Annotated in this window: 21 protein-coding genes; 10 read left to right on the top strand and 11 right to left on the bottom strand. The window is 63.8% G+C overall.

Annotated features, from left to right (window positions below; translation table 11 throughout):
- Positions 1-2,160 (top strand): glycogen debranching protein GlgX, encoded by a 2,160-nt coding sequence (gene glgX / locus CKO35_RS04990; protein WP_200173251.1) that lies wholly within the window; start codon positions 1-3, stop codon positions 2,158-2,160.
- Between the two features lie 10 nt (positions 2,161-2,170).
- Here the strand turns inward: glgX and cpdA are convergent, their stop codons facing one another.
- The gene (gene cpdA, locus CKO35_RS04985; RefSeq protein ID WP_200173249.1) at positions 2,171-3,022 is read right to left on the bottom strand and encodes a 3',5'-cyclic-AMP phosphodiesterase; all 852 of its coding nucleotides are present in this window, start codon (positions 3,020-3,022) and stop codon (positions 2,171-2,173) included.
- Between the two features lie 146 nt (positions 3,023-3,168).
- Between cpdA and CKO35_RS04980 the strand changes: the two genes are divergently transcribed.
- The gene (locus CKO35_RS04980; protein ID WP_200173247.1) at positions 3,169-3,849 is read left to right on the top strand and encodes an O-methyltransferase; all 681 of its coding nucleotides are present in this window, start codon (positions 3,169-3,171) and stop codon (positions 3,847-3,849) included.
- Positions 3,850-3,910: 61 nt separating this feature from the next.
- Positions 3,911-4,318: an RNA polymerase-binding protein DksA gene (gene dksA / locus CKO35_RS04975; protein ID WP_200173245.1), complete on the top strand. Its 408-nt coding sequence runs from the start codon at positions 3,911-3,913 to the stop codon at positions 4,316-4,318.
- Here the strand turns inward: dksA and argA are convergent, their stop codons facing one another.
- On the bottom strand, positions 4,319-5,662 hold the full coding sequence (argA, locus tag CKO35_RS04970) for an amino-acid N-acetyltransferase (RefSeq protein WP_200173243.1): 1,344 nt from the start codon (positions 5,660-5,662) through the stop codon (positions 4,319-4,321). It lies immediately after the preceding gene.
- A 179-nt stretch (positions 5,663-5,841) separates the two neighbouring features.
- Between argA and CKO35_RS04965 the strand changes: the two genes are divergently transcribed.
- The 6 genes from CKO35_RS04965 (at position 5,842) to CKO35_RS04940 (ending at position 11,441) form a co-directional block, all read left to right on the top strand.
- Positions 5,842-6,936 carry a peptidase C39 family protein gene (locus tag CKO35_RS04965; RefSeq protein ID WP_200173382.1) on the top strand — a complete coding sequence of 365 codons (1,095 nt, stop codon included), beginning with the start codon at positions 5,842-5,844 and terminating at the stop codon, positions 6,934-6,936.
- Positions 6,937-6,968: 32 nt separating this feature from the next.
- Positions 6,969-8,441: a RimK family protein gene (locus CKO35_RS04960; protein WP_200173241.1), complete on the top strand. Its 1,473-nt coding sequence runs from the start codon at positions 6,969-6,971 to the stop codon at positions 8,439-8,441.
- A 287-nt stretch (positions 8,442-8,728) separates the two neighbouring features.
- Entirely contained in the window at positions 8,729-9,781 is a 1,053-nt protein-coding gene (locus tag CKO35_RS04955) for a hypothetical protein (RefSeq protein WP_200173239.1), read from the top strand.
- A 90-nt stretch (positions 9,782-9,871) separates the two neighbouring features.
- A complete protein-coding gene (locus tag CKO35_RS04950; RefSeq protein WP_200173237.1) occupies positions 9,872-10,231 on the top strand; it encodes a hypothetical protein in 360 nt (119 codons plus the stop codon).
- A complete protein-coding gene (locus CKO35_RS04945; RefSeq protein ID WP_200173235.1) occupies positions 10,212-10,934 on the top strand; it encodes a C39 family peptidase in 723 nt (240 codons plus the stop codon). Before CKO35_RS04950 ends, CKO35_RS04945 begins: the two co-directional genes overlap by 20 nt.
- A gap of 18 nt (positions 10,935-10,952) precedes the next feature.
- Complete coding sequence (locus tag CKO35_RS04940) at positions 10,953-11,441, top strand: hypothetical protein (RefSeq protein WP_200173234.1); 489 nt, start codon at positions 10,953-10,955, stop codon at positions 11,439-11,441.
- Positions 11,442-11,463: 22 nt separating this feature from the next.
- On the opposite strand, the gene CKO35_RS04935 is transcribed toward CKO35_RS04940, so the two are convergent.
- The 4 genes from CKO35_RS04935 to CKO35_RS04920 all read right to left on the bottom strand — a co-directional run bounded on the left by CKO35_RS04935 (position 11,464) and on the right by CKO35_RS04920 (position 14,784).
- The gene (locus tag CKO35_RS04935; protein ID WP_200173232.1) at positions 11,464-12,516 is read right to left on the bottom strand and encodes a transporter; all 1,053 of its coding nucleotides are present in this window, start codon (positions 12,514-12,516) and stop codon (positions 11,464-11,466) included.
- A gap of 52 nt (positions 12,517-12,568) precedes the next feature.
- Complete coding sequence (locus CKO35_RS04930) at positions 12,569-13,951, bottom strand: sigma-54 dependent transcriptional regulator (RefSeq protein WP_200173230.1); 1,383 nt, start codon at positions 13,949-13,951, stop codon at positions 12,569-12,571.
- Positions 13,952-14,117: 166 nt separating this feature from the next.
- A complete protein-coding gene (locus CKO35_RS04925) occupies positions 14,118-14,579 on the bottom strand; it encodes a DUF192 domain-containing protein (RefSeq protein ID WP_200173229.1) in 462 nt (153 codons plus the stop codon).
- Position 14,580: 1 nt separating this feature from the next.
- Entirely contained in the window at positions 14,581-14,784 is a 204-nt protein-coding gene (locus CKO35_RS04920; RefSeq protein WP_200173227.1) for a heavy-metal-associated domain-containing protein, read from the bottom strand.
- Positions 14,785-14,965: 181 nt separating this feature from the next.
- On the opposite strand from CKO35_RS04920, the gene ilvD reads away from it, so the two are divergent.
- On the top strand, positions 14,966-16,822 hold the full coding sequence (gene ilvD, locus CKO35_RS04915) for a dihydroxy-acid dehydratase (RefSeq protein ID WP_200173225.1): 1,857 nt from the start codon (positions 14,966-14,968) through the stop codon (positions 16,820-16,822).
- A gap of 50 nt (positions 16,823-16,872) precedes the next feature.
- Here the strand turns inward: ilvD and CKO35_RS04910 are convergent, their stop codons facing one another.
- The 5 genes from CKO35_RS04910 to CKO35_RS04890 all read right to left on the bottom strand — a co-directional run bounded on the left by CKO35_RS04910 (position 16,873) and on the right by CKO35_RS04890 (position 25,042).
- Complete coding sequence (locus CKO35_RS04910; protein ID WP_200173223.1) at positions 16,873-18,273, bottom strand: MBL fold metallo-hydrolase RNA specificity domain-containing protein; 1,401 nt, start codon at positions 18,271-18,273, stop codon at positions 16,873-16,875.
- Positions 18,274-18,324: 51 nt separating this feature from the next.
- A complete protein-coding gene (locus CKO35_RS18325; RefSeq protein WP_200173221.1) occupies positions 18,325-21,813 on the bottom strand; it encodes a translocation/assembly module TamB domain-containing protein in 3,489 nt (1,162 codons plus the stop codon).
- The gene (locus CKO35_RS04900) at positions 21,810-23,573 is read right to left on the bottom strand and encodes an autotransporter assembly complex protein TamA (protein ID WP_200173219.1); all 1,764 of its coding nucleotides are present in this window, start codon (positions 23,571-23,573) and stop codon (positions 21,810-21,812) included. Before CKO35_RS04900 ends, CKO35_RS18325 begins: the two co-directional genes overlap by 4 nt.
- Before the next feature lie 73 nt (positions 23,574-23,646).
- On the bottom strand, positions 23,647-24,552 hold the full coding sequence (gene rimK, locus CKO35_RS04895) for a 30S ribosomal protein S6--L-glutamate ligase (RefSeq protein WP_200173218.1): 906 nt from the start codon (positions 24,550-24,552) through the stop codon (positions 23,647-23,649).
- 112 nt (positions 24,553-24,664) lie between these two features.
- Positions 24,665-25,042, bottom strand: a complete 378-nt coding sequence (locus tag CKO35_RS04890) for a hypothetical protein (RefSeq protein ID WP_200173216.1) — start codon at positions 25,040-25,042, stop codon at positions 24,665-24,667.
- Positions 25,043-25,466: the final 424 nt, after the last annotated feature.

Below are 25,466 nucleotides of genomic sequence, written 5' to 3'. Positions count from 1 at the left end.
ATGCCCCCATCCAACTGGGCGATCTGGCCCGGGAGTCCTTATCCGCTCGGGGCCACCTGGGACGGTGAAGGGGTGAATTTTGCCCTGTTTTCAGAACATGCCGAAAAGGTGGAGCTCTGCCTGTTCGATCCCAACGGTCGGCGGGAGCTGGAGCGCATCGAGATGCGCTGGCAGACGGATCTGGTCTTCCATTGCTATCTGCCCGAGGCCCGTCCGGGGATGCTCTACGGGTATCGCGTCCATGGCCCCTATGAGCCGGAAGCCGGTCATCGCTTCAATCCCAACAAGCTGTTGCTGGACCCCTATGCCAAGGCGCTGCACGGTCAGGTGCGATGGAGCGATGCCCTGTTCGGTTACCGAATCGGTTCCAGCCGCGAAGACCTGTTCATGGACCGTCGCGACTCGGCCACCGGCATGCCCAAGTGTCAGGTCATCGATACCGCCTTCACCTGGGGGGATGACAAGCCGCCTCGCACCCCCTGGCACGAGACGGTGATCTATGAACTGCATGTAAAGGGATTTACCGCCCTGAATCCCCATGTCCATACCGCCCTGCGGGGGACTTATGCGGGGCTGGCCACGGCGCCGGTGATCTCCTATCTGCAGCGTCTGGGAGTGACGGCGGTGGAGATCATGCCGGTGCAGGCCTTCCTGGATGACCGGCATCTGGTGGAAAAGGGGCTGCGCAACTATTGGGGCTATAACACCATGGGCTTCTTTGCGCCGGACATGCGCTACTGCGCCTCCGGCCATGTGAACGAATTCAAGACCATGGTGAAGACCCTGCACACGGCGGGCATCGAGGTGATCCTGGACGTGGTCTACAACCACACCGCCGAGGGCAGCCACCTGGGGCCGACCCTCTCCTTCCGGGGCATCGACAACAGCGCCTACTACCGCCTGGTCCCGGAAGACCGTCGCTACTACATGGATTACACCGGCTGCGGCAATACCCTCAACATGCGCCATCCCCGGGTGTTGCAGCTCATCATGGATTCCCTGCGCTACTGGGTGCAGGAGATGCATGTGGACGGTTTCCGCTTCGATCTGGCATCCGCCCTGGCCCGGGAGCTGCATGAGGTGGACCGGCTGGGGGCCTTCTTCGACATCATCCACCAGGATCCGGTGCTGTCCCAGGTGAAGCTGATCGCCGAGCCCTGGGATCTGGGGGAGGGTGGGTATCAGGTGGGCAACTTCCCGGTGGGCTGGACCGAGTGGAACGGTCGTTACCGGGATAGCGTGCGGGCCTTCTGGAAGGGGGAGCACGGGTTGATCGGTGACATGGCCTACCGGCTTACCGGTTCATCGGACCTCTATGAGTCCAATGGACGCCGTCCCTATGCCAGCGTCAACTTCGTCACCTGCCACGACGGCTTCACCCTGGAAGACCTGGTGAGCTACAACCACAAGCACAACGAGGCCAACGGCGAGGACAACCGGGACGGGGAAAACCACAACCTGTCCTGGAACTGCGGGGCCGAGGGGGCCACCGATGACAAGGAAGTCCTGGACCTGCGCGCCCGGCAGAAGCGCAACATGCTGGCCACCCTGTTCCTGTCCCAGGGCATTCCCATGCTGCTGGCGGGGGATGAGCGCGGGCGTACCCAGCGGGGCAACAACAATGCCTACTGCCAGGATGCACCGTTGTCCTGGGTGGACTGGGAGCTGGATGAGCATGCCCGGGACCTGATGCCTTTCGTGCAATACCTGATCAGGCTGCGCAAGAATCATCCCGCCCTGCGTCGGCGGCACTTCTTCCAGGGGCGGCCCATCATGGGGGCCGGGGTGAAGGATCTGGCCTGGTTGCGCCCGGACGGCGAGGAGATGAAGGAGGAGGACTGGCTGCAGGGCTTTGCCCGCAGCCTGGGCATGTTCATTGCCGGAGACCTGTTCGAGGAGTACGACGAGCGCGGCCGCCGGGTCAGGGACGCGGACATGATCCTGCTGATCAATGCCGGGCATGAGCCGATCTCGTTCCGGTTGCCGCCGGAGCCAGCCCGCACCCGCTGGGAGGTGCTGCTGGACACGGTCTATCCCCGGGGGCCGCGACCGGACCACCGCATGTTCCATAGCCACGAGGTGTATCCCCTGCAGGCACGTTCGGTGGTGCTGATGCTCAATGCCAGCCGCCCGGTACGGCGGCAGAACGGGAGCGATTAGGAAGGCAGTGTCAGGCCAGGCTGACCCGATGCGCGGTTGATTCCATGAGGGACGTCGGCTGGGGCTCGCTGTCGGTGTCGGCTTCCCGGAAGGCAAAGGTCACGTCCGTGTCGATACGTCCGTCTGCGTGAAGCTGCAGCCGGCGGTAAGCCGGGGGCAGGGTGTCGAGCTGGAAATGACGGGTGCGGGGGGCAAACTGCACGCAGGTGGAGGGGGTCCCCATGAGCCGCACGCCGTTGCGAACCTGATCCACCTGCTGGTGCACATGGCCGAACAGGACGCCGCGCACCTGCGGATGCCGGTCCAGTACCTGGAAGAAGTCCTCGGTATTGTGCAGGTTGATGGCATCCATCCACGTACTGCCCACGAACACCACCGGGTGGTGGAGCGAAATCAGGGCATTGCGGGCCGGGTGGCGGGTGAGCACTTCGTCCAGAAAGGCCAGCTCACCCTCGTCCAGCAGGCCGTGGGCGGCGCCTTCCACCACGCTGCAGAGGCTGACGAACAGCCACTCGCCCCGGGACACGGCCTTGCGGCAGCTGAGGTTGTCCTTGCACAGCACGTCTTCCATGAGCTGGGGGTCATCATGGTTGCCGGCCAGGCACTGAATGGGCCAGGGCAGGGGATTGAGCAGGGTGCGCAGGCGGCGATAGGCGCCGTGAACCGGGTCATTGACCAGGTCTCCGGTGATCAGCATGAGGTCCGGGGCCTTTTCCCGGCGACGGATCTGATCCAGAACCTGCCGAAGGCTCTGATCCGTGTCGACGCCGGAACCCATGATGTCTCCGGGCGAATCGCACAGATGCAGATCGGTGATCTGAATGATGCGCTGCGGTCTGGCAAAGGGTCCATTCAGGCTCATTAACGACGACTCCTTGACCCAAACGGGTTCCATCGATACTCAGGCGGTTTGATGCGTGTACGGCAGGTTTGTTTCCGAGTATAACGAAACAGTTTGACGCTGCCTTGACAGGCTGCATGAAACCGGGCTTTCTGGAGACAATCAGTATGTCCAACATCACCACGGACCTGGATCAGCGCCTGCAGGCCTACCTGTGGTCGGTTTCCCTGCGGGAGCCCCCGCTGTACCAGCGTCTGCGTGAAGAAACGGCCCATCTGCCGGAACACAACTATCAGGTGGCGCCCGAGCAGGGGCAGTTCCTGGCCCTGCTGGTGGAATTGACCGGGGCCCGGCGGATTCTGGAGATCGGCACCTTCACCGGTTACAGCGCCCTCTGGATGGCGGGGGCGATGCCGGAAGACGGCCGCATGCTCTGCTGCGACATCAACGGGCACTGGACCGGGATCGCCCGCCGTTACTGGGATGAGGCCGGCCTGGGAGATCGCATCGAACTGCGCCTGGCACCGGCCATGGATACCCTGGACGGTCTGCTGGCGGATGGCGCCGCCGGTTCCTTTGATCTGGCCTTCATTGATGCCGACAAGCTCAACTACGTCCATTATTACCGTCGCTGCCTGCGGCTGATCCGGTCGGGGGGAGTGATCTGCCTGGACAATACCCTGTGGTCGGGCCGGGTGGCGGATCCGGATGACCATGCCCCGGAGACGGAAGCCATCCGGGCCTTCAATGCCCTGATCCATGAAGATCCGGCGGTGAGCCTGAGCCTGATTCCCATTGGTGACGGGCTGACCCTGGCCAGGAAGCGCCAGGTCCTCCCCCGGGGATGAAGAAGGGAGGTATACTTGTGCACTTCAACTTCTCCGGTCTTTTCGGCAGTGAGGATCCGTGATGAACGTCGATCTGCCCGAAGGGTATCGTCCCGATGGGGATGAACCCTACATGTGCCCCAGACACCTGACCTATTTCCGCCGCCAGTTGCTGCAATGGCGTGAAGAGTTGCTGGAGGAATCGGAACAGACCATCCGCAACCTGCAGGAGGAGCAGTGGCGGGAGCCGGATCCCAACGACCGGGCCAGCCGCGAAAGCGATGCCAGCCTGGAGTTGCGCACCCGGGATCGCTACCGCAAGCTGCTGGGCAAGATCGATTCCGCCCTGCGGCGCATCGATGACGGCAGCTACGGCTATTGCGAGGAGACCGGGGAGCCCATCGGCCTGCGCCGGCTGGAGGCCCGCCCCATCGCCACCCTGTGCATCGAGGCACAGGAGCGGCACGAGCGCGAGGAACGGTTCTCCTGATCAGGCCGGCATGCGCCGGGTGGCAGGCAGCGGCTTGATGAAGATCTTGGAATTGCGCTGATAGTTATACATCTGCTGCCGGCTGATGGGCAGCGCCTTGAGTTCACCCGGCTCAAATCCCCGTTCCCGGAACCAGTGGGCGGTTCGTGTGGTGAGGACGAACAGGCGGGTGATGCCCATGGCCCGTGCCCGGGTCTCCAGGTACTCGGCCAGCATCTCGGCACGCCCCCCTCCCCGATAATTCGCGTGGACCGCCACGCAGGCCAGTTCACCCACCTGCTCTTCCGGGAACGGATACAGGGCCGCGCAGGCCAGGATCATGCCGTCCTGTTCGATCACGGCGAACCGTTCGATCTCCAGCTCCAGCTGTTCCCGGGAACGGCGCACCAGGATGCCTTCGGCCTCCAGCGGCTGGATGAGTTCCAGGATGCCGCCCACATCCTCGATCCGGGCCGGGCGCAGCCGCTCGTAGCGCTCGCCGGTGACCAGGGTGCCGGCCCCTTCCCGGGTATACAGCTCCATCAGCAGGGCACCGTCCTGGCGCCGGTCGACGATGTGCACCCGTTCCACCGCCTGACGACAGGCCGTGATGGCGCTGCGCAGGTGGGCGGCCAGCTCATCGGGAATGGTGCGCGGCCCCTGGAGCAGGGTTTCGGCCTGATCCGCCGTGAGGTGGGTGATGGGGGTCTGGTCCTCGTCCCGCAGCTCCTGGGTGTCGCTGAAGAAGATCAGTTTGTCCGCCTTGAGCGCAATCGCGGCGGCGATGGCCACATCCTCGGCGCTGAGGTTGAAGATCTCGCCGGTGGGGGAGTAGCCCATGGGTGGCAGCAGGACCATTTCGCCGCACTGCAGGTGGCGCCGCAGGCCCTCCGTATCCACCCGGCGTACCTCGCCGGTGTGCTGGTAGTCCACCCCGTCGCGTACCCCCAGGGGGCGTGCGGTGACGAAATTGCCGGAGGAAACCCGTACCCGGACCCCGGACATGGGGGTATTGGCCAGCCCCATGGACAGCAGGGCCTCGATCTCCACCCGCAGGGAACCGGCGGCATCCTTCACCGCCCGCAGGGCCTGTTCATCGGTGATCCGCAGGCCGTTGACGTAGCGGATTTCCGCCCCCCGGGCCCGCAGGCGTTCCTCGATCTGAGGGCGGGCGCCATGCACCAGCACCAGCCGGACCCCCAGGGTCTGCAGGATGGCGATGTCATGGAGCAGGGCGGCGAACCCCGGCTGCAGCGCCGCCTCGCCGCCGAAGGCGATCACGAAGGTGCGATCCCGATGGGCGTTGATATAGGGGGCGGCGTCGCGGAACCAGGCGACATGGGGGGCGATGGGGGCGTGTTTCAATACCTTGACGTCCTGAAAAGCGAAGTGGAAAGGGTCATATCCTAATGGAAGCCCCTTTGGCCCGACATCCCCGGCGCGACGAAACCGGGTTGATCCTGCGTTTTGCGCTCAACGGGTGTAGAATTCACACCGTCCCTCCCTGCCTGTTTCGGCGTCCTTTCGCCCTGGTCCTCGCTCCCGTGATCCGCCCCGCCCGGCTTTCCGACATCCCCGCCCTGCTGGCGATCGAGCAACGCTGCTTTGCCAGTGACCGGCTCTCCCGCCGCCAGTTTCGCTACCTGCTGACCAAGGGCAAGGCCCACACCCTGGTGTTTGACGAAGGCGAGGGAATTCTGGGGTATGTGCTGCTGCTGTTCAGTCGCGGCACGTCCATGGCTCGCCTGTATTCCATTGCCGTGGATGATGAGGCCCGCGGACGGCGCGTCGGCCGGCAACTGGTGGAGGCCGCCGAGGCGGAGGCCCGGGAACGGGACTGCGCCTATCTGCGCCTGGAGATCCGCAAGGACAATCAGGCCTCCATCCGTCTGTTCGAATCCCTGGAGTATCGCCGTTTCGGCGAGTACGGGGATTATTACGAAGACCACATGGATGCCTGGCGCTATGAAAAATCCCTGGCGCCTCACCTGCGGCCGGACATGGTGCGGGTGCCTTTCTACGAACAGACCCTGGATTTCACCTGCGGGCCATCCTCCCTGATGATGGCCATGAAGGCCCAGGATGCGTCCATGGCCATGGACCGGCGTCTGGAGCTGCGCCTGTGGCGTGAGGCCACCACCATTTTCATGACTGCGGGACACGGCGGCTGCGGCCCGTTCGGACTGGCGCTTTCCGCCGCCCATCGCGGCTTCGGCGTGGAACTGACCCTGAGCGATGAGCGCATGCCCCTGCTGGACTCCGTGCGCAGCGAGGAAAAGAAGGAGGTCATGCGACTGGTGCAGGAAGACATGCTTGACGAGCTGAGAGAGCGATGCGTGCCGCTCCGCTACGGCACCCTGAGCGCGGCGGACCTGCGGGCCCGTTTCGAGGCCGGCGGCATTCCCGTGGTGCTGATCAGTTCCTACCAGATCTACGGCGAGAAGTTTCCCCACTGGGTGGTGGTGACCGGGTTTGATGATCACTTCATCTATGTGCACGATCCCTTCGTGGATTACGACAACGGTGAAACCCCCACGGATTCCATCAACATGCCCATCCTGCAGCGGGATTTCGAGCGCATGGCCCGCTACGGCAAGGCCGGGCTCAAGGCCGTGCTGGTGGTCTATCCTCGTTCCTGATCTTCCCCCTCGTCCAAAGGAGAACATCATTCATGTCGGATCACGTCCTGCTCATCGAGCAGCCGGGGGACTGGAAGCCCCATTTCCCCGAATATCCCGTGGTGGTGGCCGAGGACTACCTCACCAATCCCAGGTATTCCAGCCATACCCGTTTGCGGGTCATCAACCTGTGCCGCAGTCACCGCTATCTGAGCGAGGGGTATTACTGCTCCCTGCTGGCGGAGGCCCGCCAGCACAAGGTGGTGCCCACGGTGCGCACCCTGCAGGATCTGTCCAGGAAATCCATCTACAGCCTGGATACCGAGGACATCGACCGCAAGGTGGCCCGGGTGCTGGGACGCAAGCGCGCCGGCCTGCAGCCCACCGCCTTCGAGATCACGGTCTTCTTCGGCCAGTGCGCCCCCAAGGAAATGCACGAGATCGGCCAGCAGCTGTTCTCCATCTTTCGGGCGCCCCTGTTCAAGGTGGAATTCAGGCTGGTGGGTCAGTGGCGCATCGATGCCATCAAGCCCCTGGCCCTGAACAGCCTGACCCCGGAGCAGGAAACGGCCTTTTTCGAGGCCCTGGACAATTACCTCAAACGCCCCTGGCGCAAGCCCCGGGGGCCGCGCAACTTCAAGTATGATCTGGCCATCCTGCAGAACCCGGACGAGGATCTGCCGCCGTCGAACCGGGCGGCCCTGAACCAGTTCGTTCGCCAGGGCAAGGCCCTGGGTCTGGAAGTGGATCTGATCGACCGCAAGGATTTCGGCCGGCTGGCCGAGTACGACGCCCTGTTCATCCGCGAGACCACCCGGATCGACCACTACACCTACCGTTTTGCCCGCAAGGCGGACAGCGAGGGGATGGTGGTGATCGATGATCCGGATTCCATCCTCAAGTGCACCAACAAGGTCTACCTGGCGGAACTGCTGGCGGGGCAGAAGGTGCCGACCCCCAAGACCCTGATCCTGCGCAAGGAAAATATCCTGGCGGCCGAGGAGGTGATCGGCTATCCGGTGGTGCTGAAGATTCCCGACGGGTCCTTTTCCCGTGGGGTGTTCAAGGCGGAGGACCGGGTGGAGCTGGAAGAGATCAGCAAGCGCCTGTTCAAGGAGTCGGACCTGATCCTGGCCCAGGAATTCGTCTACACGGAATTTGACTGGCGTGTGGGGATTCTGAACAAGCAGCCCCTGTACGCGTGCCAGTACCTGATGTCCAAGAAACACTGGCAGATCGTCAATCACCAGGCCAAGGGCAATCTGCGCCAGGGGGGCTTTCGTACCCTGCCGGTGGAGCAGGCGCCTCCCGTGGTGGTGAAGACGGCCCTCAAGGCCGCCAACCTGATCGGTGACGGCCTGTACGGGGTGGATATCAAGCAGACCGATCGGGGTGTCATGGTGATCGAGGTGAACGACAACCCCAGCCTGGATGCGGGCGTGGAGGATGAGGTACTCAAGGAGGGGTTGTATCAGGCCATCATGAAGGACTTCGTGCGGCGTCTGGACCTGATGCGGCGGCGGTGATGTATCACGTTTGAAACAGGTGAAAAAAACAGGCTCCGAGTCACGTCACGGCTGTGTCTGGGTGGGTTGCAGGGAAATTTGATCGTGAGCGGTGTAACGGAAATGGAGCAGAATCAGTCTGGCAAAACGGTACTGTTCGACACTTCTGGTAATGTGACGTATTTCAACTTCATGTTCTGAATGGATTTTCCTGGAATGGCACGGCCATTGCTAATTCTCGGGGGCGGAAGTCGTCAGGTCATGGTGGCCTGCCTGTTCACCGCGATTCCAGTCAGGAGGAATAATTCATGAACATGTTCAAGAAGACCGCGATCACTGCTGCCATCGCACTGACTTTTGGCATTTCGGGGGCCGCCTGGGCTGATGCCTCGAACACCGGTGGCGAAGGAGAAACCGGTGTTCAGAACGCCTGGAGCGCTTCCGATTCGTTCAACAAGTCAGCCACGGACTCCGGTAACGTGTCCTACGCCGATTCCAATAATGACAGCTCGGACAACAGCAAGAGCACGGCCGATTCGTTCAACAACAGCTCGGACAACAGCAAGAGCACCGCTGACTCGTTCAACAACAGCTCGGACAACAGCCAGAACTACAGTGCTGCCGACTCCTTCAACGACAGCTCCGACAACAGCAAGAATTTCAGTACCGCCGACTCCCATAACGACAGCTCGGACAACAGCAACAACATGTCAATTGCGGATTCCGGCAACAAGACCATGACGGATTCCAACAACGACAATTCCGACAACAGCATCAATGTTGCGGCCGAGATCAATGTTTCGGATTCCGGTAATGACAATTCCGACAACAGCAAGGTCATTACCAATACCAATACCGAAACCACGAATCACACGCTGAGCAATACCTGGAGCAACGCGGAAGACAACAGCGAGAACACGTCGATTGCGGATTCCAACAACGATTTCTCCGATCATTCGGATAACTCGGATAACAGCAAGCATTCCTCAATCGCGGACTCGTTCAACGACTTCTCCGATCACTCCGATAATTCGGATCACAGCGTCGCCAATAACATTGATAACAGCGTGAACGGCTCGTTCAACAAGACGACGAGCGATTCCTTCAACACCCACATTGCCTCCATGGTGGTGTCTGAAAACGACCTGAGCGGTTCGGTGGCCAACACCTACCTGATCGTCGAAGGTGAGTCCAGCTATACCTCGATGAATTCCCTGGACGGTGGCTTCACCAACTCTGCGGGCATCACCCAGGTGGCCCAGAACAGTGGTGCCAACAGCCTGGTGCAGCAGCAGGTGTCCGTGCAGGCACATCTGGGCCTGCCGGGTAACGGCGGCAACGGCGGAACCGCAACCCAGTGATCCTTTAGTCTCGTGCATGGGGGGCGGTGGGCCGTCTGCTCCACCGTCTCCCGCTTCATCGGGGCCACAGTGACTGGGAGGTAACGGGTCATGTCAGGGTATTTTGAGGGTCATCGCGTTCTCTCCGGCATAACGCTGATCCTGCTGTCGGGGGTGTTGTGCAGCGCATCGGTTCATGCCCAGGAGTTGTCTCTCCCCGGAGCAGTGGACATGGACACACTGGAATCCCTGCGGGCCAGGCAGAACATTTCCTCGGTCCAGCTGAGCGAGATCACCTCCAGCGCAGGCCTGTCCAACACCTACATGGAGGGGGTGATTGCCACGGGTGACAACATCCTGGGTCCGGGGGCGCTGGAGCATTTCCATGGGATCGGCAGCGTGATTCAGAACACCGGCAACAATGTGCTGATTCAGGAATCGTTGATTCTCAATGTCAACCTCAGCCCATAGGTTTTTCGTCCGGGGCCTGATTCCGGCCCTGGGCGGTCTTGCCCTGCTGGTGAGTGCCCAGGTCGGTGTGGCCGGTAGCGTCCACGTTCCCGGTGTGATCGGTAGCCACGATGTGGCTGTCACCAGCCTTCAGGGCATGCGTTTCAGGACGGTAATACCTCAGCGCTACGACTTCAGCTGTGGTTCGGCCGCCCTTGCCACGCTGCTGACATACCATTACGGACGCCCGACCGCGGAGCGGGATGCCTTCGATGCCATGTATCAGATGGGAGACCAGGAACGCATCCGTGCGGAGGGTTTTTCCATGCTGGACATGAAACGGTATTTGCAGACCCGGGAGGGGCTGGCATCGGACGGGTTCCGTTTGCCTCTGGAAACGCTCACGGAGTTGGGGGTGCCGGCAATCGCCCTGGTGACCATCGACGGTTATCGTCACTTCGTCGTGATCAAGGGGATTCAGGATGGGCGAGTGCTGGTCGGCGATCCGGCGCTGGGCATGAGGGATTACACCAAGGCCGGATTTCAGGAGATATGGAGTAATGACATCCTGTTCCTGATCCGGGACCAGGTGACCCAGGGACGGCAGCATTTCAACTCGCCGGTGGGTTGGGAAGCCCTGACCAAGCCACCCTATGGTACCGCCCTGGCAAGGGACGGATTGTCCAGCTTCCTGCTGGCGCTGCCCAGGCCATCTGACTGGTAAACATCGAGGTATCCGCCCATGCCGCTGTCATGGTTACGCAAGCTGCCCTGGATGCCCACCCTCTGGTTGGCGCTGTGTCTGCCCTCGGTTGTCCAGGGAGCCGATCTGCTGGATCGGTTCAACTGGGCGCGGGTGCCGGACGCGGAGCTGGCGGAGCAGCGTGGTGGCCTGATGCATCGGGGCGGTTTTGAACTGACACTGGGACTGGAACGGATGACCGCCGTCAATGGAGAGGTGGTGGCACATACCGTGTTGCGTGATTCGGCGGGGAGCCGGGCCGCACTGGATGTCCTGGGCGGCATCCATATCACCACCGGTCTGAACGGGCTGAGCGTGGAACAGTTGACGGGCAGCGGCTGGGCAACCGTGATTCAGAACACCCTGAATGAGCAACTCATCGTCAACCATACCATCATGAACATCGGTCTGGCCGGCCTGGACCTCTCCCGGCTGGAATTGCAGCGTGTCCTGGACGCGGGGCTGATCCAGGGGCTGCGCAGCTACTGAAGCCGGCGAATCCGGTGATGTCCTAGAATCTGATCGGCACCCGCAGGGCCACCTGTGCGTCGGGTGCCGCCGAGGTTGCGCCGATACCGACGGAAAAGTTTACGCTGGTCCGATCGGAGATGCGGTGGGACAGGCCCCAGAGGAAGGTGCCCACCTGGATGCGGTCGAAGGCGGGGTCCAGGGGATCGCCGATTTCACGCCGGGTCTTGAAGACAACGCTGTGATCATAGCCGAAGCTGACGGAGGTCCGGTTGTTGAGTGCGATGCCGGCACCCATGCTCAGCCCCAGGGCATCACCCGGATCGATCTTCCCCTGGCCTCTGCCCACGTCCTTTTCCACGTTCCAGAGGTAGCTGACGTTGCCGTAGATCACAGCCGGGTCCGTGGGGTAGATCATGGTCAGGCTGGGTTGCACGGCCCAGAATCCGGAGCCGGTGGGTTGTTCCACAAAGACTTCGGTGATGCGCTGGCCTTCCTCGTTGAAGATCTCCCGGCGTTCCACCTCAAAAGGTGAGGTGCCGGTGGTGCTCTTGACCCGCAGGTTGCCGATGAAGAAGGGTTTTCCGGTCACGGCCCGGTTGAACTGATAGTGCAGGCCCAGTTCCACGTCCCCAAGGCCGCTGCCGTCCGAACCGGCAATCTGGTCACCGGAGGTCCCCACCAGTATTTCCCGTCGCCGCAGGGATTCCTCTCGCCACACATAAGGTATCCGCAGCCCCACCTCCACCCGATCACTCAGACCGTAGCGGATGGCAATGGCCGCCGAGAGTGTATCCCGCTGCACCTCGCTGACGTCAATGAGCCCGATGGCAATGGCCGGCAGGATGGTAAAGCCATCGATGGAGACCGTGGTGGATGAACTGTGTACATACTGGAGCGAAGGTTCCACGACCCATTTGCCCCGGGGGGTCAGCAGTCCCCGTTCCTCGAACACCGCCGCCACATCGGCCTGCCGCTGCTCCTCGGGCGGGCGCTCCCCCACGGCTTCAGGGGATTGTGCCCAGGCCGTGGTGCCCGCAAGGCACAGGGAGATGGCGGTGATGGCCGTGAATCCGGGTCTTGGGCACTTTGACATGCAGACATTCCTCTGCGGGAAGGGCGGAGCTTGCATGGTGGACGGGGGGAGATCAGGGGCTGGTGGGCAGCTTGGTTCCGGAAGTCTCCTGTCCGGAGATCATGATTTCATGCCGACGAGCCAGACGATAGAGCGTGATCCGCGAAACATCCAGCCGGCGTGCGGCCGCCGATACGTTGCCCTCGCAGATCTGCAATGCATTCAGAATGGCCTGCCGTTCGGCATCTGCACGGATGGTTTCAAGGCTTGCATGCCTGGAACCGGCAGTCAATATATCCGACAACCCCAGGTCGGCCGGCTGAATGAAGCGGTTTTCACTGAGCACCAGGGCGCGCCGCACCCGGTTGATCAGTTCACGTACATTTCCCGGCCAGTGGTGGTTGCAGATGGCTTCCATGGCGGTGGAGCTGAAGCCCTTGACGGGCCGTGACCGGTCGGTGGAAAACGTCTGGAAGAAGTGTCTTGCCAGCAGGGAGGCGTCGTGACCCCTTTCCCGCAACGGCGGCATCTCGAAACGGAGCACGTCAAGGCGGTAGAAGAGATCTTCGCGAAAGCGCCCTGAATGGACCGCGGCTTCCAGGTCCACGTGGGTGGCGGCAACCACACGTACGTCCACGGTTTCTTCGTGGTCACTGCCAACCTTCTGAACGGTCTGGTTCTGCAGGAAGCGCAGCAGGGCCGCCTGGACTTCCAGGGGCAGGTCACCGATCTCGTCCAGGAACAGGGTGCCGCCATTGGCGGCCTGCACCCGCCCAGCCCGGGCCTTGTGGGCGCCGGTGAAGGCCCCGCGTTCATGCCCGAACAGTTCCGACTGTATCAGGGAGGCGGGCACCGCGGCGCAGTTGATGGCTTCAAAGGGGCCGTCGGCACGGGGAGATTCATCGTGGACCGCCCTGGCGGCCAGCTCCTTGCCGGTTCCGCTTTCTCCCGTGATGAGTACCGGCGCAGCCACCCTGGCCACTTTTTTCACGGTCTTCATCACCTGGATCATGGTCGGGCTTTCACCGATCAGCGGCGTATTGTGGCGCCGGGTATCGGCCGTGGTTGAGTGGAGGAGTTGTGCCATGCCCGCCGCGTGCCCAAGCACCACTTCCAGACGATAGGGGTCGATGGGCAGGGAATGGAAGTCGTGGCAGCACTGGCGCAGGAATTCCCTGATCCGGTTATCCCAGAGCAGGTGAGGTTCCACCTGGGCGACCCATTCCGTATCACTGTGATGATGCAGGAAAGTTTCAAGCGTCGGGAGAATGTCAAGCATATGGGGGTGCAGCAGGAAGGTGCCCACCGGCACGGGCCCCTGCTTGAGCAACTGTTCCGCTTCAGCCAGGGATGTCGCCGAAAGGACAACCCAGTTACTGCCCAGTGGTGGCGCAACGGGTGATTTGGAAAAATCGATCCAGAGCAACCGATGGTAGGATTCTCTGCCAGAGTCCATGTAATACTCCCCTGTGCGCGCCTGTCCCTGGCCTTGTGCGGCGTGCCCGTTTTTAAAGCAATTGCTGCGCCACAGTGTAAGTGGCGTTTATTTACAGTGGCTTATCATTGTTTGACAAAGTGATTAATGTTGCTTATGTAAAGTTTTTCGACAATTGCTGGGCCTGTCATTGGGGCAGGCCATCCACGTGGTGCCCGGGGAGAATCTGATGCTGCCCGAACCATCCCTGGGGCATCTCCAGGGCATAGCGGGCCGCGCCGTCGGAGTGGTGCAGGGAGCGGCTGTGGGGCTGCATCCGGGCGATGTTCAGTATCCGTCCCCGCGCGTCGATGAATGCGACCGAGAGGGGCAGGGGGGTGTCGAGCATCCACATGGCCACCGGTTCGGGCTGTTCCCAGATGAAGAGCATGCCGTGGTCAGGGGGCAGGGACTCCCGAAACATGAGCCCCTTCGCGCGCAGGGGGGCGGTGTCGGCCACTTCGGCGGTCAGGGTATGGTCGCCGATTCGCAGGGAAATGACGGCCAGGTCGGCCGTCGCCGCCGCCCCGTGCCTGTCCTGCTCCTGGGAGGGCAGGCAGGCGGTGATGAGCAGCAGCGTCGACAGCAGCGCCAGGAGTCGCCGGGACATGTTACCCGTTCTTTTCCGGGAACCCCAGTTCGCTCAGTCGCTCGACCAGGGTGTCCCGCAAGGTCGGATCGGCGTCCACGGTGACGGCGCCCGTGGCCACGTCCACGTCCACCTGTCCGACGCCGGGCAATTGTCCCAGGCCCTTTTTGATGCTGTTGGCGCAGGCGCCGCACTGGATGTTGCTGAGTGTGAGGGTGATGCTCATGGGTCGGACCTCCCTGATTGGATGGGGCGGGATTTGGGGGATGTATCTGAACGGTTCATTGCCTTGTTTAACAGGATACCGCCCTGTTTGAAAAGGGTCCCCCCTGCGGGTAAACGGGAGTGACGGATAAGTCGGTGGACGGTGTAAACTGTGGGGTCTTGGCAGCACTTCGGAGTTCACCATGCCCCAGTACAGATCCCGCACTTCCACCCATGGCCGCAACATGGCCGGCGCCCGCGCCCTGTGGCGCGCCACAGGCATGAAGGACGGCGACTTCGGCAAGCCCATCATCGCTATCGCCAATTCATTCACCCAGTTTGTCCCCGGTCATGTGCATCTCAAGGACCTGGGCCAGCTGGTGGCCCGCGAGATCGAGAAGGCCGGCGGCGTGGCCAAGGAATTCAACACCATCGCCGTGGACGACGGCATCGCCATGGGCCACGGCGGCATGCTCTATTCCCTGCCGTCCCGGGAGCTGATCGCCGACGCGGTGGAGTACATGGTCAATGCCCATTGCGCCGATGCCCTGGTGTGCATCTCCAACTGCGACAAGATCACCCCCGGGATGCTCAATGCCGCCATGCGGCTGAACATCCCGGTGGTGTTCGTCTCCGGCGGCCCCATGGAGGCGGGCAAGGTGACCCGGGGTGATAAGGTCATCAGTCTGGACCTGGTGGATGCCATGGTGACCGCCGCCAATCCCCAGGAAAGCGACGAAACCGTGATGGAGTACGAGCGCTCCGCCTGCCCCACCTGCGGTTCCTGTTCCGGCATGTTCACCGCCAATTCCATGAACTGTCTCACCGAGGCCCTGGGCCTGTCCCTGCCCGGCAACGGCTCCCTGCTGGCGACCCATGCCGGGCGCCGGGAGCTGTTCCTGGAGGCGGGGCGCCTGGTGGTGGATCTGGCCCGGCGTTACTACGAGCAGGACGATACCTCCGTGTTGCCCCGCGCCATCGCCACCCGCGAGGCCTTCGAGAATGCCATGAGCCTGGACATTGCCATGGGGGGCTCCACCAACACCGTGCTGCACCTGCTGGCGGCGGCCCGGGAAGGGGAGGTGGATTTCACCATGGCGGACATCGACCGCCTCTCCCGCAAGGTGCCCAACATCTGCAAGGTGGCCCCGGCCACCCAGCAGTATCACATGGAGGATGTGCATCGGGCCGGCGGCGTGCTGGCCATCCTCGGGGAACTGGATCAGGCGGGTCTGCTGCATCGGGACGTGGCCACCGTCCACAGTCCCACCCTGGCCGATGCCCTGGCACGCTGGGATGTGGCCCGCAGCGATGCCGCCGAGGCCCATGAGCGTTTCCTGGCCGCCCCCGGCGGTGTGCCCACCCAGGAGGCCTTTTCCCAGTCCCGGCGCTGGGACGCCCTGGATCTGGACCGGACGGGTGGGTGCATTCGTTCAGTGGCCCATGCCTATTCCCAGGATGGCGGGCTGGCGGTGCTCTACGGCAATCTGGCCCCGGAGGGCTGTATCGTCAAGACCGCCGGGGTGGACGAGAGCATCCTGAAGTTCTCCGGTCCTGCCCGGGTGTTCGAAAGTCAGGACGATGCCGTGGCGGCGATCCTGGGGGATCAGGTGAACGCGGGGGATGTGGTGATCATCCGTTATGAAGGCCCCCGCGGCGGGCCGGGGATGCAGGAGATGCTCTATCCCACCAGTTACCTGAAATCCAAGGGACTGGGCAAGGCCTGCGCCCTGGTGACGGACGGCCGTTTCTCCGGCGGCACCTCGGGCCTGTCCATCGGGCATGTGTCACCGGAAGCCGCCGAGGGCGGCAACATCGGTCTGGTGGAGGAGGGGGATATCATCGAGATCGATATCCCGGCGCGGGTAATCCGCATTGCCGTGGAGGATGCGGAGCTTGAGCGTCGGCGGGTCGCCATGGAGCAGCGGGGCGGAAAGGCCTGGCAGCCGGTTGACCGGCAGCGGGTGGTGAGCCAGGCACTCAAGGCCTATGCCCTGATGGCCACTTCCGCGGCCCGAGGGGCGGTGCGGGACATTTCCCAGTTGCAGGTGAAGCGGTAGGTTTGGGATGGGAGGGCCGGGGATGGGGGCAGGCCCGGCCCTCCCCCGGCCTAAAGGGCGATCGTTTCCTCGTACTCCGGCACCCGGGCGTCGATGCCGTGTTCCTCTCGCAGCAACCCGGCCAGGGCATCCCGGGCCTGGGGTTCTCCGTGAACCATGTAGAACACCGGCTTGCCCTTGAATCCCTTTGCCCAGCTTACCAGCTGACCCTGTCCTGCATGGGCGGAAAAGCCTCCCAGGGTATGTATCCGGGCCTTGACCGCCACTTCGCTGCCCAGCAGCTTGACCCGCTCCACCCCGTCCACCAGCATGCGCCCCAGGCTGCCCCGGGCCTGGAACCCCACGATCACCACGTGGTTCTGCTTGCGCCACAGGTTGTACTTGAGATGGTGGCGGATACGCCCGCCGGTGCACATGCCGGCGCCGGCGATGATGATGGCCCCGGACTTGATCCGGTTGATGGCCATGGACTCCTCCACCCGGCGAGTGAACTGCAGGATGGGCAGTGACGCCTCCAGGGGTTCCCCGGAGGCCTGGCGGAGCTGTTTGAGGTCCTTGCCGTTGAGGGCATCCCGGCGCCTGGCATAGAGCTCCGTGACCTGAATGCCCATGGGGCTGTCCAGAAAGACTTTCTGCTGGGGCAGGCGGCCCTGATGGTAGAGCATGCCCAGGTGGTAGAGGATTTCCTGGGTGCGTCCCACGGCAAAGGCGGGGATCAGGACGTTGCCGCCGTCCCGGTCCGCCTGGGCCAGGATCTGCGCCAGTTCTTCCAGGGTCTCCGCCAGCGGACGGTGATCCCGGTTGCCGTAGGTACTCTCCATCAGGACCACGTCTGCGTGTTCCGGCTGGGCCGGTGTATGCATCAGCGCTGAGTCCGGATTGCCCAGGTCTCCGGAAAACACCAGGTGCCGTTTGCGTCCGCCGTCATCCACGATCAAATCCACGATGGCGGAGCCGAGTATGTGGCCCGCGTCGCGGAAGGTCAGCTGCACGTCCTGGGTCACTGATTCCGGCCGGCCATAGGGCATGGGGTGGCAGAGTGCCAGGGTGGCATCCACGTCGTCCTGGGTATAAACGGGTTCAATCAGGGGCTTGTCTGCCCGTTCCCGCCACTTGTTCTCCCATTCGATGTCCTTGGACATGACGTGGGCGGCGTCCCGCAGCATGATTTCCAGCAGCTCCAGGGTGGAGTCGGTGCAGTGAATGGGGCCCTGGAAGCCGTCCCGCACCAGTTTCGGCAGCAGGCCGGCATGGTCCAGGTGGCCGTGGGAGATGACGACGGCATCCACCGTTTTGGCCAGGTGAGCGAGGGAGCGGCGGTTGGCCTTGTCGGCCTCGGCGCCGCCCTGCTGGATGCCGCATTCCAGCAGCAGGCGGCTGTGTCCGGTTTCCAGCAGATAGCGGGAGCCGGTGACTTCGCCGGTGGCGCCCAGGAAGGTCAGCTTGGACATGTTTTCAGATTCCCGTGTGTTGGTGGATCGGGGCTGCGCCGGCAGGCAGGCTCAGCGCTCCCGGCGATAGATCAGATCCATGCTCTGGGAGTCGGTGCTGGACCTGGTTTCCAGGCTCAGGGTCCGGGAGAGCTGATAATTGAGCATCACCGTGGAGCTCTGTTGGAACAACCCCATGGCATAGCGCAGATACAGCCTGGGGGAGAGATAGCGTCCCATCATCAGGGCGGCATCGTCCAGGTCCGTGCCGGTGTCCACCGCGAATTCGTCCAGGCCCAGTTGCCGGCCGATGCGGTCGGTGATGAAGGCGCCCCGTTCGATACCGAACATGGCAATGGCCGAGGCAATGGCGCCGGCATCCGTCTCGCTGCCACCTGACAGGGGGCGGCCGGTGATCAGAAAGGCGAGGGCCTCGCTGTCTTCCATGGCCGGATCGGAGAAGATCCGTGAACGGGGTTCCTCCAGAGTGCCGATGATTTCGATGCCCACCAGCACCTCATGAATCGGTATGCGACGGGAGGCCCTTAGATTAAGGCCGGGGTTTTCCGGCGGTCCCTGGAACAGGAGCACCCCGCGTTCCACGGTCAGATCCTGGCCATAGGCCCTGTAGCGTCCTTCATTCACCCGCACTTCACCGATCAGCCGTGTGGACATCCCCGGCGTTTCCTGAACCATCACGTTGCCGCTGAGTCGCGCCTCCAGGCCGAAGCCGCTGATGCGAACCTGGTCACCCAGGATCAGGCGTACCCGTGCGATCACCTGCAGGGGCCGGGCCTCCTCGGTGTCGCTATCGAGAATGATCTCGTCCCGGGACACCGAGACCGCCTGCTGGGGTAGCTCCAGCAGGGTGAGGGTGGCCTCGGGAATGGTCAGGTCACCTCGGACGATGACCCGTTCACCCAGCACGGCTATATAAAGGTCCGGGCTGACCAGCAGGTCCACGTCGGGGCGGCGTGCCGCCTGGAAGCGATCGCCCCGGATGTTCAGATTGACGGGGTACTGGTTGTCCGGGTCCAGCAGGACATGGCCGTCCAGGGTCAGCCGCCCGGGGCCGGAGCTTACGCTGCCATCAAGTATCAGGCGTTCCGTTCCGTCGTTGCGGGCGGTGAAGGTCAGTTCATCCAGGGTGATGCCCAGGTCCGGAATGTCCATGCGGCCATCGCTCAGGGTGATTCGGCCATCAATCAGTGGGTTGGACAGCGTACCGGCCAGATCCACGTCGGCGTCGATTCGGCCCGCCGGTTCCCGGATCTGGGGCGCCAGCATCTCCAGCCAGCCCAGTTCGGTGAGGTCGGCCCGGGCATTGCCCGCCAGGGCCAGTTCACCGTCCGTCCCTGGTCGGGCGGTGAATCGGGCACTGACGGTGCCGCCCTCCAGAAAGCCGAACTGCAGGGCCGCCTCGATGTCACGGTCCTGGACCCGCAGATCCACCCTGGCCTGTTGGTAGGGGATGATTTTCTCATCGCCCTCCAGGTCCAGCATGCGCAGGTTGCCGTCGCCGGGCAGTATCCGGGCCTCCAGTTGCAGGTGTTCGTCCAGGCGCAGATCGGCCCGGGCGTCCAGGTAGCCGTCCAGACGCAGATTCTGGGGCAGCAGCGGTGCCAGACCGTCCAGGGCCAGGTCTGACAGGGTCAGCTGGCCCCGGCCACCCTCACGGTCGGACCAGGCGCCGTCCAGGCAGAGGCGGGCTTCATCCTGCAGCAGGCAGAGCTGTCCCAGTTCGGCGCTGCTTGCCGAGGCCTGCAGGGGGGCGGGGGCTTCCAGTTGCCAGGCGCCCGCCAGGGGTTGATCCAAATTGAGGCGGGTGAGGCGACCACGCCAGTCCGGCGGATCCATGGCCGTCAGGCTGCCCGCCAGACTCAGGCCCAGTCTGCCCTGGTCCGCATCCAGGTCCAGGCGGATCCGGTGGTCGTCACCCCGGCCTTCCCCCGCCAGGGTCAGGCGTGTCAGGTCCAGGACCTCTCCCAGGCGCAGGGCCTCGACGGTCAGGTTCAGCGCAAGGGGGCTTTGCGGTGAAAGGCCGGCCTGCAGGTCCAGGTCCATCCGGCCCAGGGCCAGATCGTTGTAACCCATGTCCCGACCCTGGGCCGTGGCGGTGATCCGCGGGCTGTCCAGCGGGCCCTGGATCTGGCCGCGGGCCTGCAAGCGGCCGGTGAGTCCGGGCCACAGGCCCGGCAGGTCCGGTGCCTGCAGGTCAAAGGCCAGGTCCAGGCCCTCGGCGACTTCGCCCTTGGCGTCGAGGCGGTTGTCTCCCACGGCCAGTTGCAGGCCCGGGGATGTCAGACGGTTGCCGGCGACGTCGATCCGGCCCTGACCGCGCACGGGGAATTCCCGCAGGGTGCCGGAGAGTTCCCGCAGATCCACCCGGGTGACGACGCCCAGGGTATCGTCCAGGCGGCCTTCGGTGCCCAGTGCCAGTTGCAGCCGACCTGGCAGATCGGCGACAAACCGGCCGGGCTCCAGGTTCCGGCCCCGAAGGTCCAGGGCCCAGGACAGGCCCTCGTGCCAGTGGATCCGGCCGCTCAGGTCCAGATCACCGGCTTCGCCGCGGATCGACAGCGGTGCCGGGCGCAGGGTTCGGGTATCCCCTTCGGCGTTCAGGGTCAGGGCCAGGGTGGGCCATGGGTCCAGGGTGACGGCGGTGTCCAGGTCCAGGACATAGGCATCGGGCCGACCCCGGGTCACCAGCCGGCCCTCCGCCACGGACAGGGGCTGGTCTTGCGCCAGGGTGATGGTGAGGGCCTGCCAGTGGTGGGTCAGGTCCAGGACCAGATCGGTGACGGGATCGTGGATGTCACCCTCGGTGACCAGATTCAAGGGGGCCAGGACCTGGTGGCGGAGTGTCAGTCGGGCCAGGTCTCCCTGGGTGACGAGTTGCCCCCGGGCCTGATCGGCGTCGGGCAGGAACTCGCCGGCAGTCTCGGGCAGGGGCAGGCGCCAGTCCACCCCCAGTTCCATCGGGTAGGGCAGGGCCAGTCCGATGTGACCCGCGGCCAGGATGTCGGCGAGGGGGCTGTCCACGGCCAGGCGGCGGATCAGCACCCGCTCCTGATCCAGATGCAGGGACAGGCGCAGACTGTCCACGGCCAGCGGTTCGGCCTCGGGGCCGGTGCGAAACCGGATCTGCCGGATGTGACCCTCGGGCAGGTTCACCACCACCGGCATGGGGATCGAGTCGGGAAGGCTGAAAGGCTCGTCGGCGGGCGGGGCATCCGGGTCCGGGGTGAGGGTCAGGTCCAGTTCCGCCGCCTGCAGCGTGAGAACCTCGACCCGCAGTCCGGTCAGCGGCAGCAGGGCCACCCGGGCCTCCAGATGGGCCAGTCCGGCGGTGAGGGCTTCATGACGGTAGTGGATGTCCCTGGCCGTCAGGCCCTTGAGCAGGTTGCCTTCCAGGTGCCCGATCTCCAGTTCTCCGGGGATGAAGCCGACACCCACCTGCACCAGGAGCCGGGCGCCGGGCCCGGTGCCCACCAGGAAGGTGAACAGGGTGAACAGCAGCAGAATGATCAGCAACAAAGCCGCAAGAAGACGCCGGATCACAGGTCCATTCCCATGCTCAGGTGCAGGCGGAAATTGTCATCGCTGTCGATGGGGTGAGCGATGTCCACCCGGATGGGGCCGATGGGGGAGCGCCAGCGTACTCCTACACCCACCCCGTAGCGGGCATTCCAGTCATTGAGATGGTTGAAGGCGTTGCCGCCGTCGGCAAACACGGCCACGCTCCATTGATCCGCGAACGGGTAGTCCATCTCGATGCTGCCGCTGGCCATGTGGCGGCCGCCGATGATGTCGCCATCGTCGTTGGTGGGGCCCAGTTTCTGGTAGCCGTAGCCGCGCACGCTGCTGTCACCGCCGGCGAAGAAACGCAGGGACGCGGGCAATCTGGCGAAGTCCTGCACGGCGGTGGTGCCGGCATCGGCCCGTAGCAGCAGGCGTCCTTCTCCCAGGGGCATGATGTACCTGGCGCGGCCGGTAGCCTGGGCGAAGCTGATCGAGGACAACAGATCCTCGGATGCCCCGCGCAGGCTGAAGCTCAGTCGCCAGCCCCGTTGAGGGAATACGGGGTGGTCTGCCTGCACTCGCGACATCTGGAATCCGGGCATGAGCAGCGTGGTGCTGTCACGGACATCGGCCACTTTGAAATCCTCCCGTTCGAACGCCAGCGAGCGGGTCTGGATCCACCCGGAGGGTAGCTGTCGCAGGTGGGCGATGCCCATACTGTAGATGTCGCTCTCGGAGGTGTCGGTGTTTTCGCTCTGGTAGCCGGCGGTCAGGTTGATGCGTTCCCGGGCCGGATCACCCAAGGGGATCTCATAGCCGATCCCCACCTGGGTATTCACCGACGAGACTTCCAGTTCGGCGTTGTAGCGGTGGCCGGCGCGGTTGGCGCGATGGTTTTCCACCCCCAGGCGCACGCGGGGTCCCTTGTCGGTGCTGGCTCCGACCCCGGCCAGGTAGGACCATTTGTTGCGTGGGGTCAGGGTGACGTGAATGGGGACCTCCAGGTCCTCTGCATCATCGGTGCGGGGGTCCACGCGCACGTCGCTGAAATAACCGCTGTCCATGAAGGCCTGCTGCATGCTGATCAGGCGGCGACTGTCATAGACATCCCCCTGTTCGAACGGGATGAACCTGCGCACCAGCCGGTCATGGAAGGTGTCCTGCTCCAGGGTGACCGGGCCCAGGAAATAGCGTGGGCCGCTCTCCAGATGGACCACCAGATCCGCCGCCTGTTCCCGAATGTCCACCCGCATCTGGCTGGTGGTGATGCGGGCGTCCAGATAGCCCCGTGCCGTCGCCTGGCGGTTGAGGCCGCTCTTGATCTGTTCGTAGCGGTCGTGGTGCAGCTGGTCACCGGGGCGGATGGGGGGGGACTGGATCAGATCATGGAAAGTGGGGTCCTGTTCCGCCTCGCCGATGACGCGGATGTCCAGGTTGCGAACCCGCACCGGGGGGCCGGGTTCCAGGTCAATGTCCAGGGACCAGCAGGCCTCGTTGCGCTGGAAGTCCACGGTGAACCGGGGTTCGTAGTAGCCCAGGGCGCGCAGGGCGCCGCGGATTTCCCGGTCGGCGGCGCGCAGCAGGGGGCGTTCCCGCCATTCGGGCAGATCGCATCCCTCCCGGTGCAACCCCAGATGGGCACGGATGTTGTCCGCGATCTCGTCACCCACATCGGAGATGCGGATGCGGGGCTCGGCCCCCAGGGCCATGCCGGGGAGCAGGCCCAGCAGCAGGATGAGTGAGAGCAACCGGCGCCCGGACAGGCCTGGGGGACCGGCAGGCGGGTGATGGGCAGTCATCAATGACGGCGTCCTGAGTCTTGTTTCCCTATCAGGTTAGCCGCAAATGTTGCGTTTCGGGAAGGGGCGGTGTTCAGCCCTTGCCCCGGGTCCGGGTCCTGTGGGGCTTGCCGTTCTGTTCGATGAACTGGATGATGCGGCCGGCCACATCGACGCCCGAGGCGGTTTCGATCCCCTCCAGGCCGGGGCTGGCATTGATCTCGATCACCACCGGGCCGCGGTCGGAGCGCAGGATGTCCACGCCGCAGACATTGAGGCCGACGATCTTCGCCGCCCGCACCGCCGTGGCCCGTTCCTGGGGGGTGAGCTTCACCGGTTCCGGGGTGCCGCCCCGGTGCAGGTTGGAGCGGAATTCCCCCTCCTTGGCCCGGCGCATCATGGAGGCCACCACCTTGCCGCCCACCACCAGGCAGCGCAGGTCGGTGCCGCCGGCCTCCTTGATGAACTCTTGCACCAGAATGTTCTGGCGCAGGCCCATGAAGGCCTGGATCACGCTTTCGGCGGCCTTGCGGGTTTCTGCCAGCACCACGCCTACACCCTGGGTGCCTTCCAGCAGCTTGATCACCAGCGGTGCGCCCTCCACCTCCCGCAGCAGGTCGTCGATGTCGTCCGGGGAATGGGCGAAGCCGGTGACCGGCAGGCCGATGCCTTCCCGGGACAGCAGTTGCAGGCAGCGCAGCTTGTCCCGGGCGCGGCTGATGGCCACGGATTCGTTGACCGGAAACACCCCCATCATCTCGAACTGGCGCAGCACGGCGGTGCCGTAGAAGGTGATGGAGGCGCCGATACGGGGGATCACGGCGTCAAAGCCGGTCAACTCGCAGCCCTTGTAGTGGATGCTGGGCTTGTCGGAGGTGATGTTCATGTAGCAGCGCAGGGGGTCCAGAACCTGGACCTGATGCCCCTGGACCTTGGCGGCCTCGACCAGACGGCGGGTGGAATACAGGCGGGAGTTTCGCGAGAGAATGGCAATTTTCATGCAGGGCTTCAGGCTTGGAAAAGGCGTGCCAAGCTTGAGGCTTTGCGTGGGCTTGGGCAAGGGGGAAAACCCTTCTTCCCCGGCGGGGAAGAAGGGTGGGACAGCACTTCCGTCAGCCCATGGCCTGCTGCCGGGGGGAACGGCTGCGGCGGTGGTTCAGGATGACCACCACGCCCTGCCGCTTCACCTCCGGCAGGGACTGCACGATGGCCCGGCCCAGGGGGCGGGGGAGCTGTTCAAACAGGCGGGCCACCGTATAGGTGGGCAGTCCTCCGGCCAGACGGATCGCATCCTTTTGCGGGATATGCAGCAGCACCCGGATCTGGGACTGCTCCGCCAGTTTCAGAAACCGCAGGCGCGCCGCGCCGTATTCCCCCATCCGCACTGCCGTATCCACCGTCTCCAGGGCCGTGTCGGTCCACGACAGGGCGTGGATGGCGTCGTTGGCCGCTTCGAGAGGGGTGGCTGCGTTGTTCATCAGATCGGTCATGTCTACTTTCCTTCCTGCCCCCGGGGGCATGCTGCAAGGGTATCCGTTTGGGTTCGTGAACCGGTTTCGGGTGGAAGTCGTGACACGACGGGGAGAAAAGCCGCATGAACCCCTAACGAAAAACACCGCCCTGATGGCGGCTATGGTTCATGCGTAAGTTGGGGGGGCTCCCGTACGTGCCCTGGATGGGGTTTGGCGCGTCGGGATCAGGAGCCCCGGGCGGTCAGATGACCGCGGCGGGGAACTCGCCTCGACGGACGCTGCACCACACCCATGCCGGACCCGAAATGGTCGTCACGCGTGTGCAAGTTGTACAGCAACTGTCCATACGAACACGAAGTCCTCTGTGGCCTGACATATGCCCCCGGACACGGCCGGGAACGGGCGCAAAGATACCCCTTTGGCAGTGATTTTGAAAGCCCCT

This window comes from Ectothiorhodospira shaposhnikovii (assembly GCF_016584105.1).
Taxonomy (GTDB): Bacteria; Pseudomonadota; Gammaproteobacteria; order Ectothiorhodospirales; family Ectothiorhodospiraceae; genus Ectothiorhodospira; species Ectothiorhodospira shaposhnikovii.
The sequence above is the reverse complement of the archived record's forward strand: the minus strand, read 5'-3'. Positions and strand labels throughout refer to the sequence as shown.

Bases quoted from the DNA above. Each gene is read 5' to 3' on its own strand.
- glgX (WP_200173251.1), top strand. From the start codon at position 1: ATGCCCCCATCCAACTGGGCGATCTGGCCCGGGAGTCCTTATCCGCTC.
- cpdA (WP_200173249.1), bottom strand. From the start codon at position 3,022: ATGAGCCTGAATGGACCCTTTGCCAGACCGCAGCGCATCATTCAGATC.
- CKO35_RS04980 (WP_200173247.1), top strand. From the start codon at position 3,169: ATGTCCAACATCACCACGGACCTGGATCAGCGCCTGCAGGCCTACCTG.
- dksA (WP_200173245.1), top strand. From the start codon at position 3,911: ATGAACGTCGATCTGCCCGAAGGGTATCGTCCCGATGGGGATGAACCC.
- CKO35_RS04960 (WP_200173241.1), top strand. From the start codon at position 6,969: ATGTCGGATCACGTCCTGCTCATCGAGCAGCCGGGGGACTGGAAGCCC.
- CKO35_RS04955 (WP_200173239.1), top strand. From the start codon at position 8,729: ATGAACATGTTCAAGAAGACCGCGATCACTGCTGCCATCGCACTGACT.
- CKO35_RS04950 (WP_200173237.1), top strand. From the start codon at position 9,872: ATGTCAGGGTATTTTGAGGGTCATCGCGTTCTCTCCGGCATAACGCTG.
- CKO35_RS04945 (WP_200173235.1), top strand. From the start codon at position 10,212: ATGTCAACCTCAGCCCATAGGTTTTTCGTCCGGGGCCTGATTCCGGCC.
- CKO35_RS04940 (WP_200173234.1), top strand. From the start codon at position 10,953: ATGCCGCTGTCATGGTTACGCAAGCTGCCCTGGATGCCCACCCTCTGG.
- CKO35_RS04935 (WP_200173232.1), bottom strand. From the start codon at position 12,516: ATGTCAAAGTGCCCAAGACCCGGATTCACGGCCATCACCGCCATCTCC.
- CKO35_RS04930 (WP_200173230.1), bottom strand. From the start codon at position 13,951: ATGGACTCTGGCAGAGAATCCTACCATCGGTTGCTCTGGATCGATTTT.
- CKO35_RS04925 (WP_200173229.1), bottom strand. From the start codon at position 14,579: ATGTCCCGGCGACTCCTGGCGCTGCTGTCGACGCTGCTGCTCATCACC.
- CKO35_RS04920 (WP_200173227.1), bottom strand. From the start codon at position 14,784: ATGAGCATCACCCTCACACTCAGCAACATCCAGTGCGGCGCCTGCGCC.
- ilvD (WP_200173225.1), top strand. From the start codon at position 14,966: ATGCCCCAGTACAGATCCCGCACTTCCACCCATGGCCGCAACATGGCC.
- CKO35_RS04910 (WP_200173223.1), bottom strand. From the start codon at position 18,273: ATGTCCAAGCTGACCTTCCTGGGCGCCACCGGCGAAGTCACCGGCTCC.
- CKO35_RS04900 (WP_200173219.1), bottom strand. From the start codon at position 23,573: ATGACTGCCCATCACCCGCCTGCCGGTCCCCCAGGCCTGTCCGGGCGC.
- rimK (WP_200173218.1), bottom strand. From the start codon at position 24,552: ATGAAAATTGCCATTCTCTCGCGAAACTCCCGCCTGTATTCCACCCGC.
- CKO35_RS04890 (WP_200173216.1), bottom strand. From the start codon at position 25,042: ATGACCGATCTGATGAACAACGCAGCCACCCCTCTCGAAGCGGCCAAC.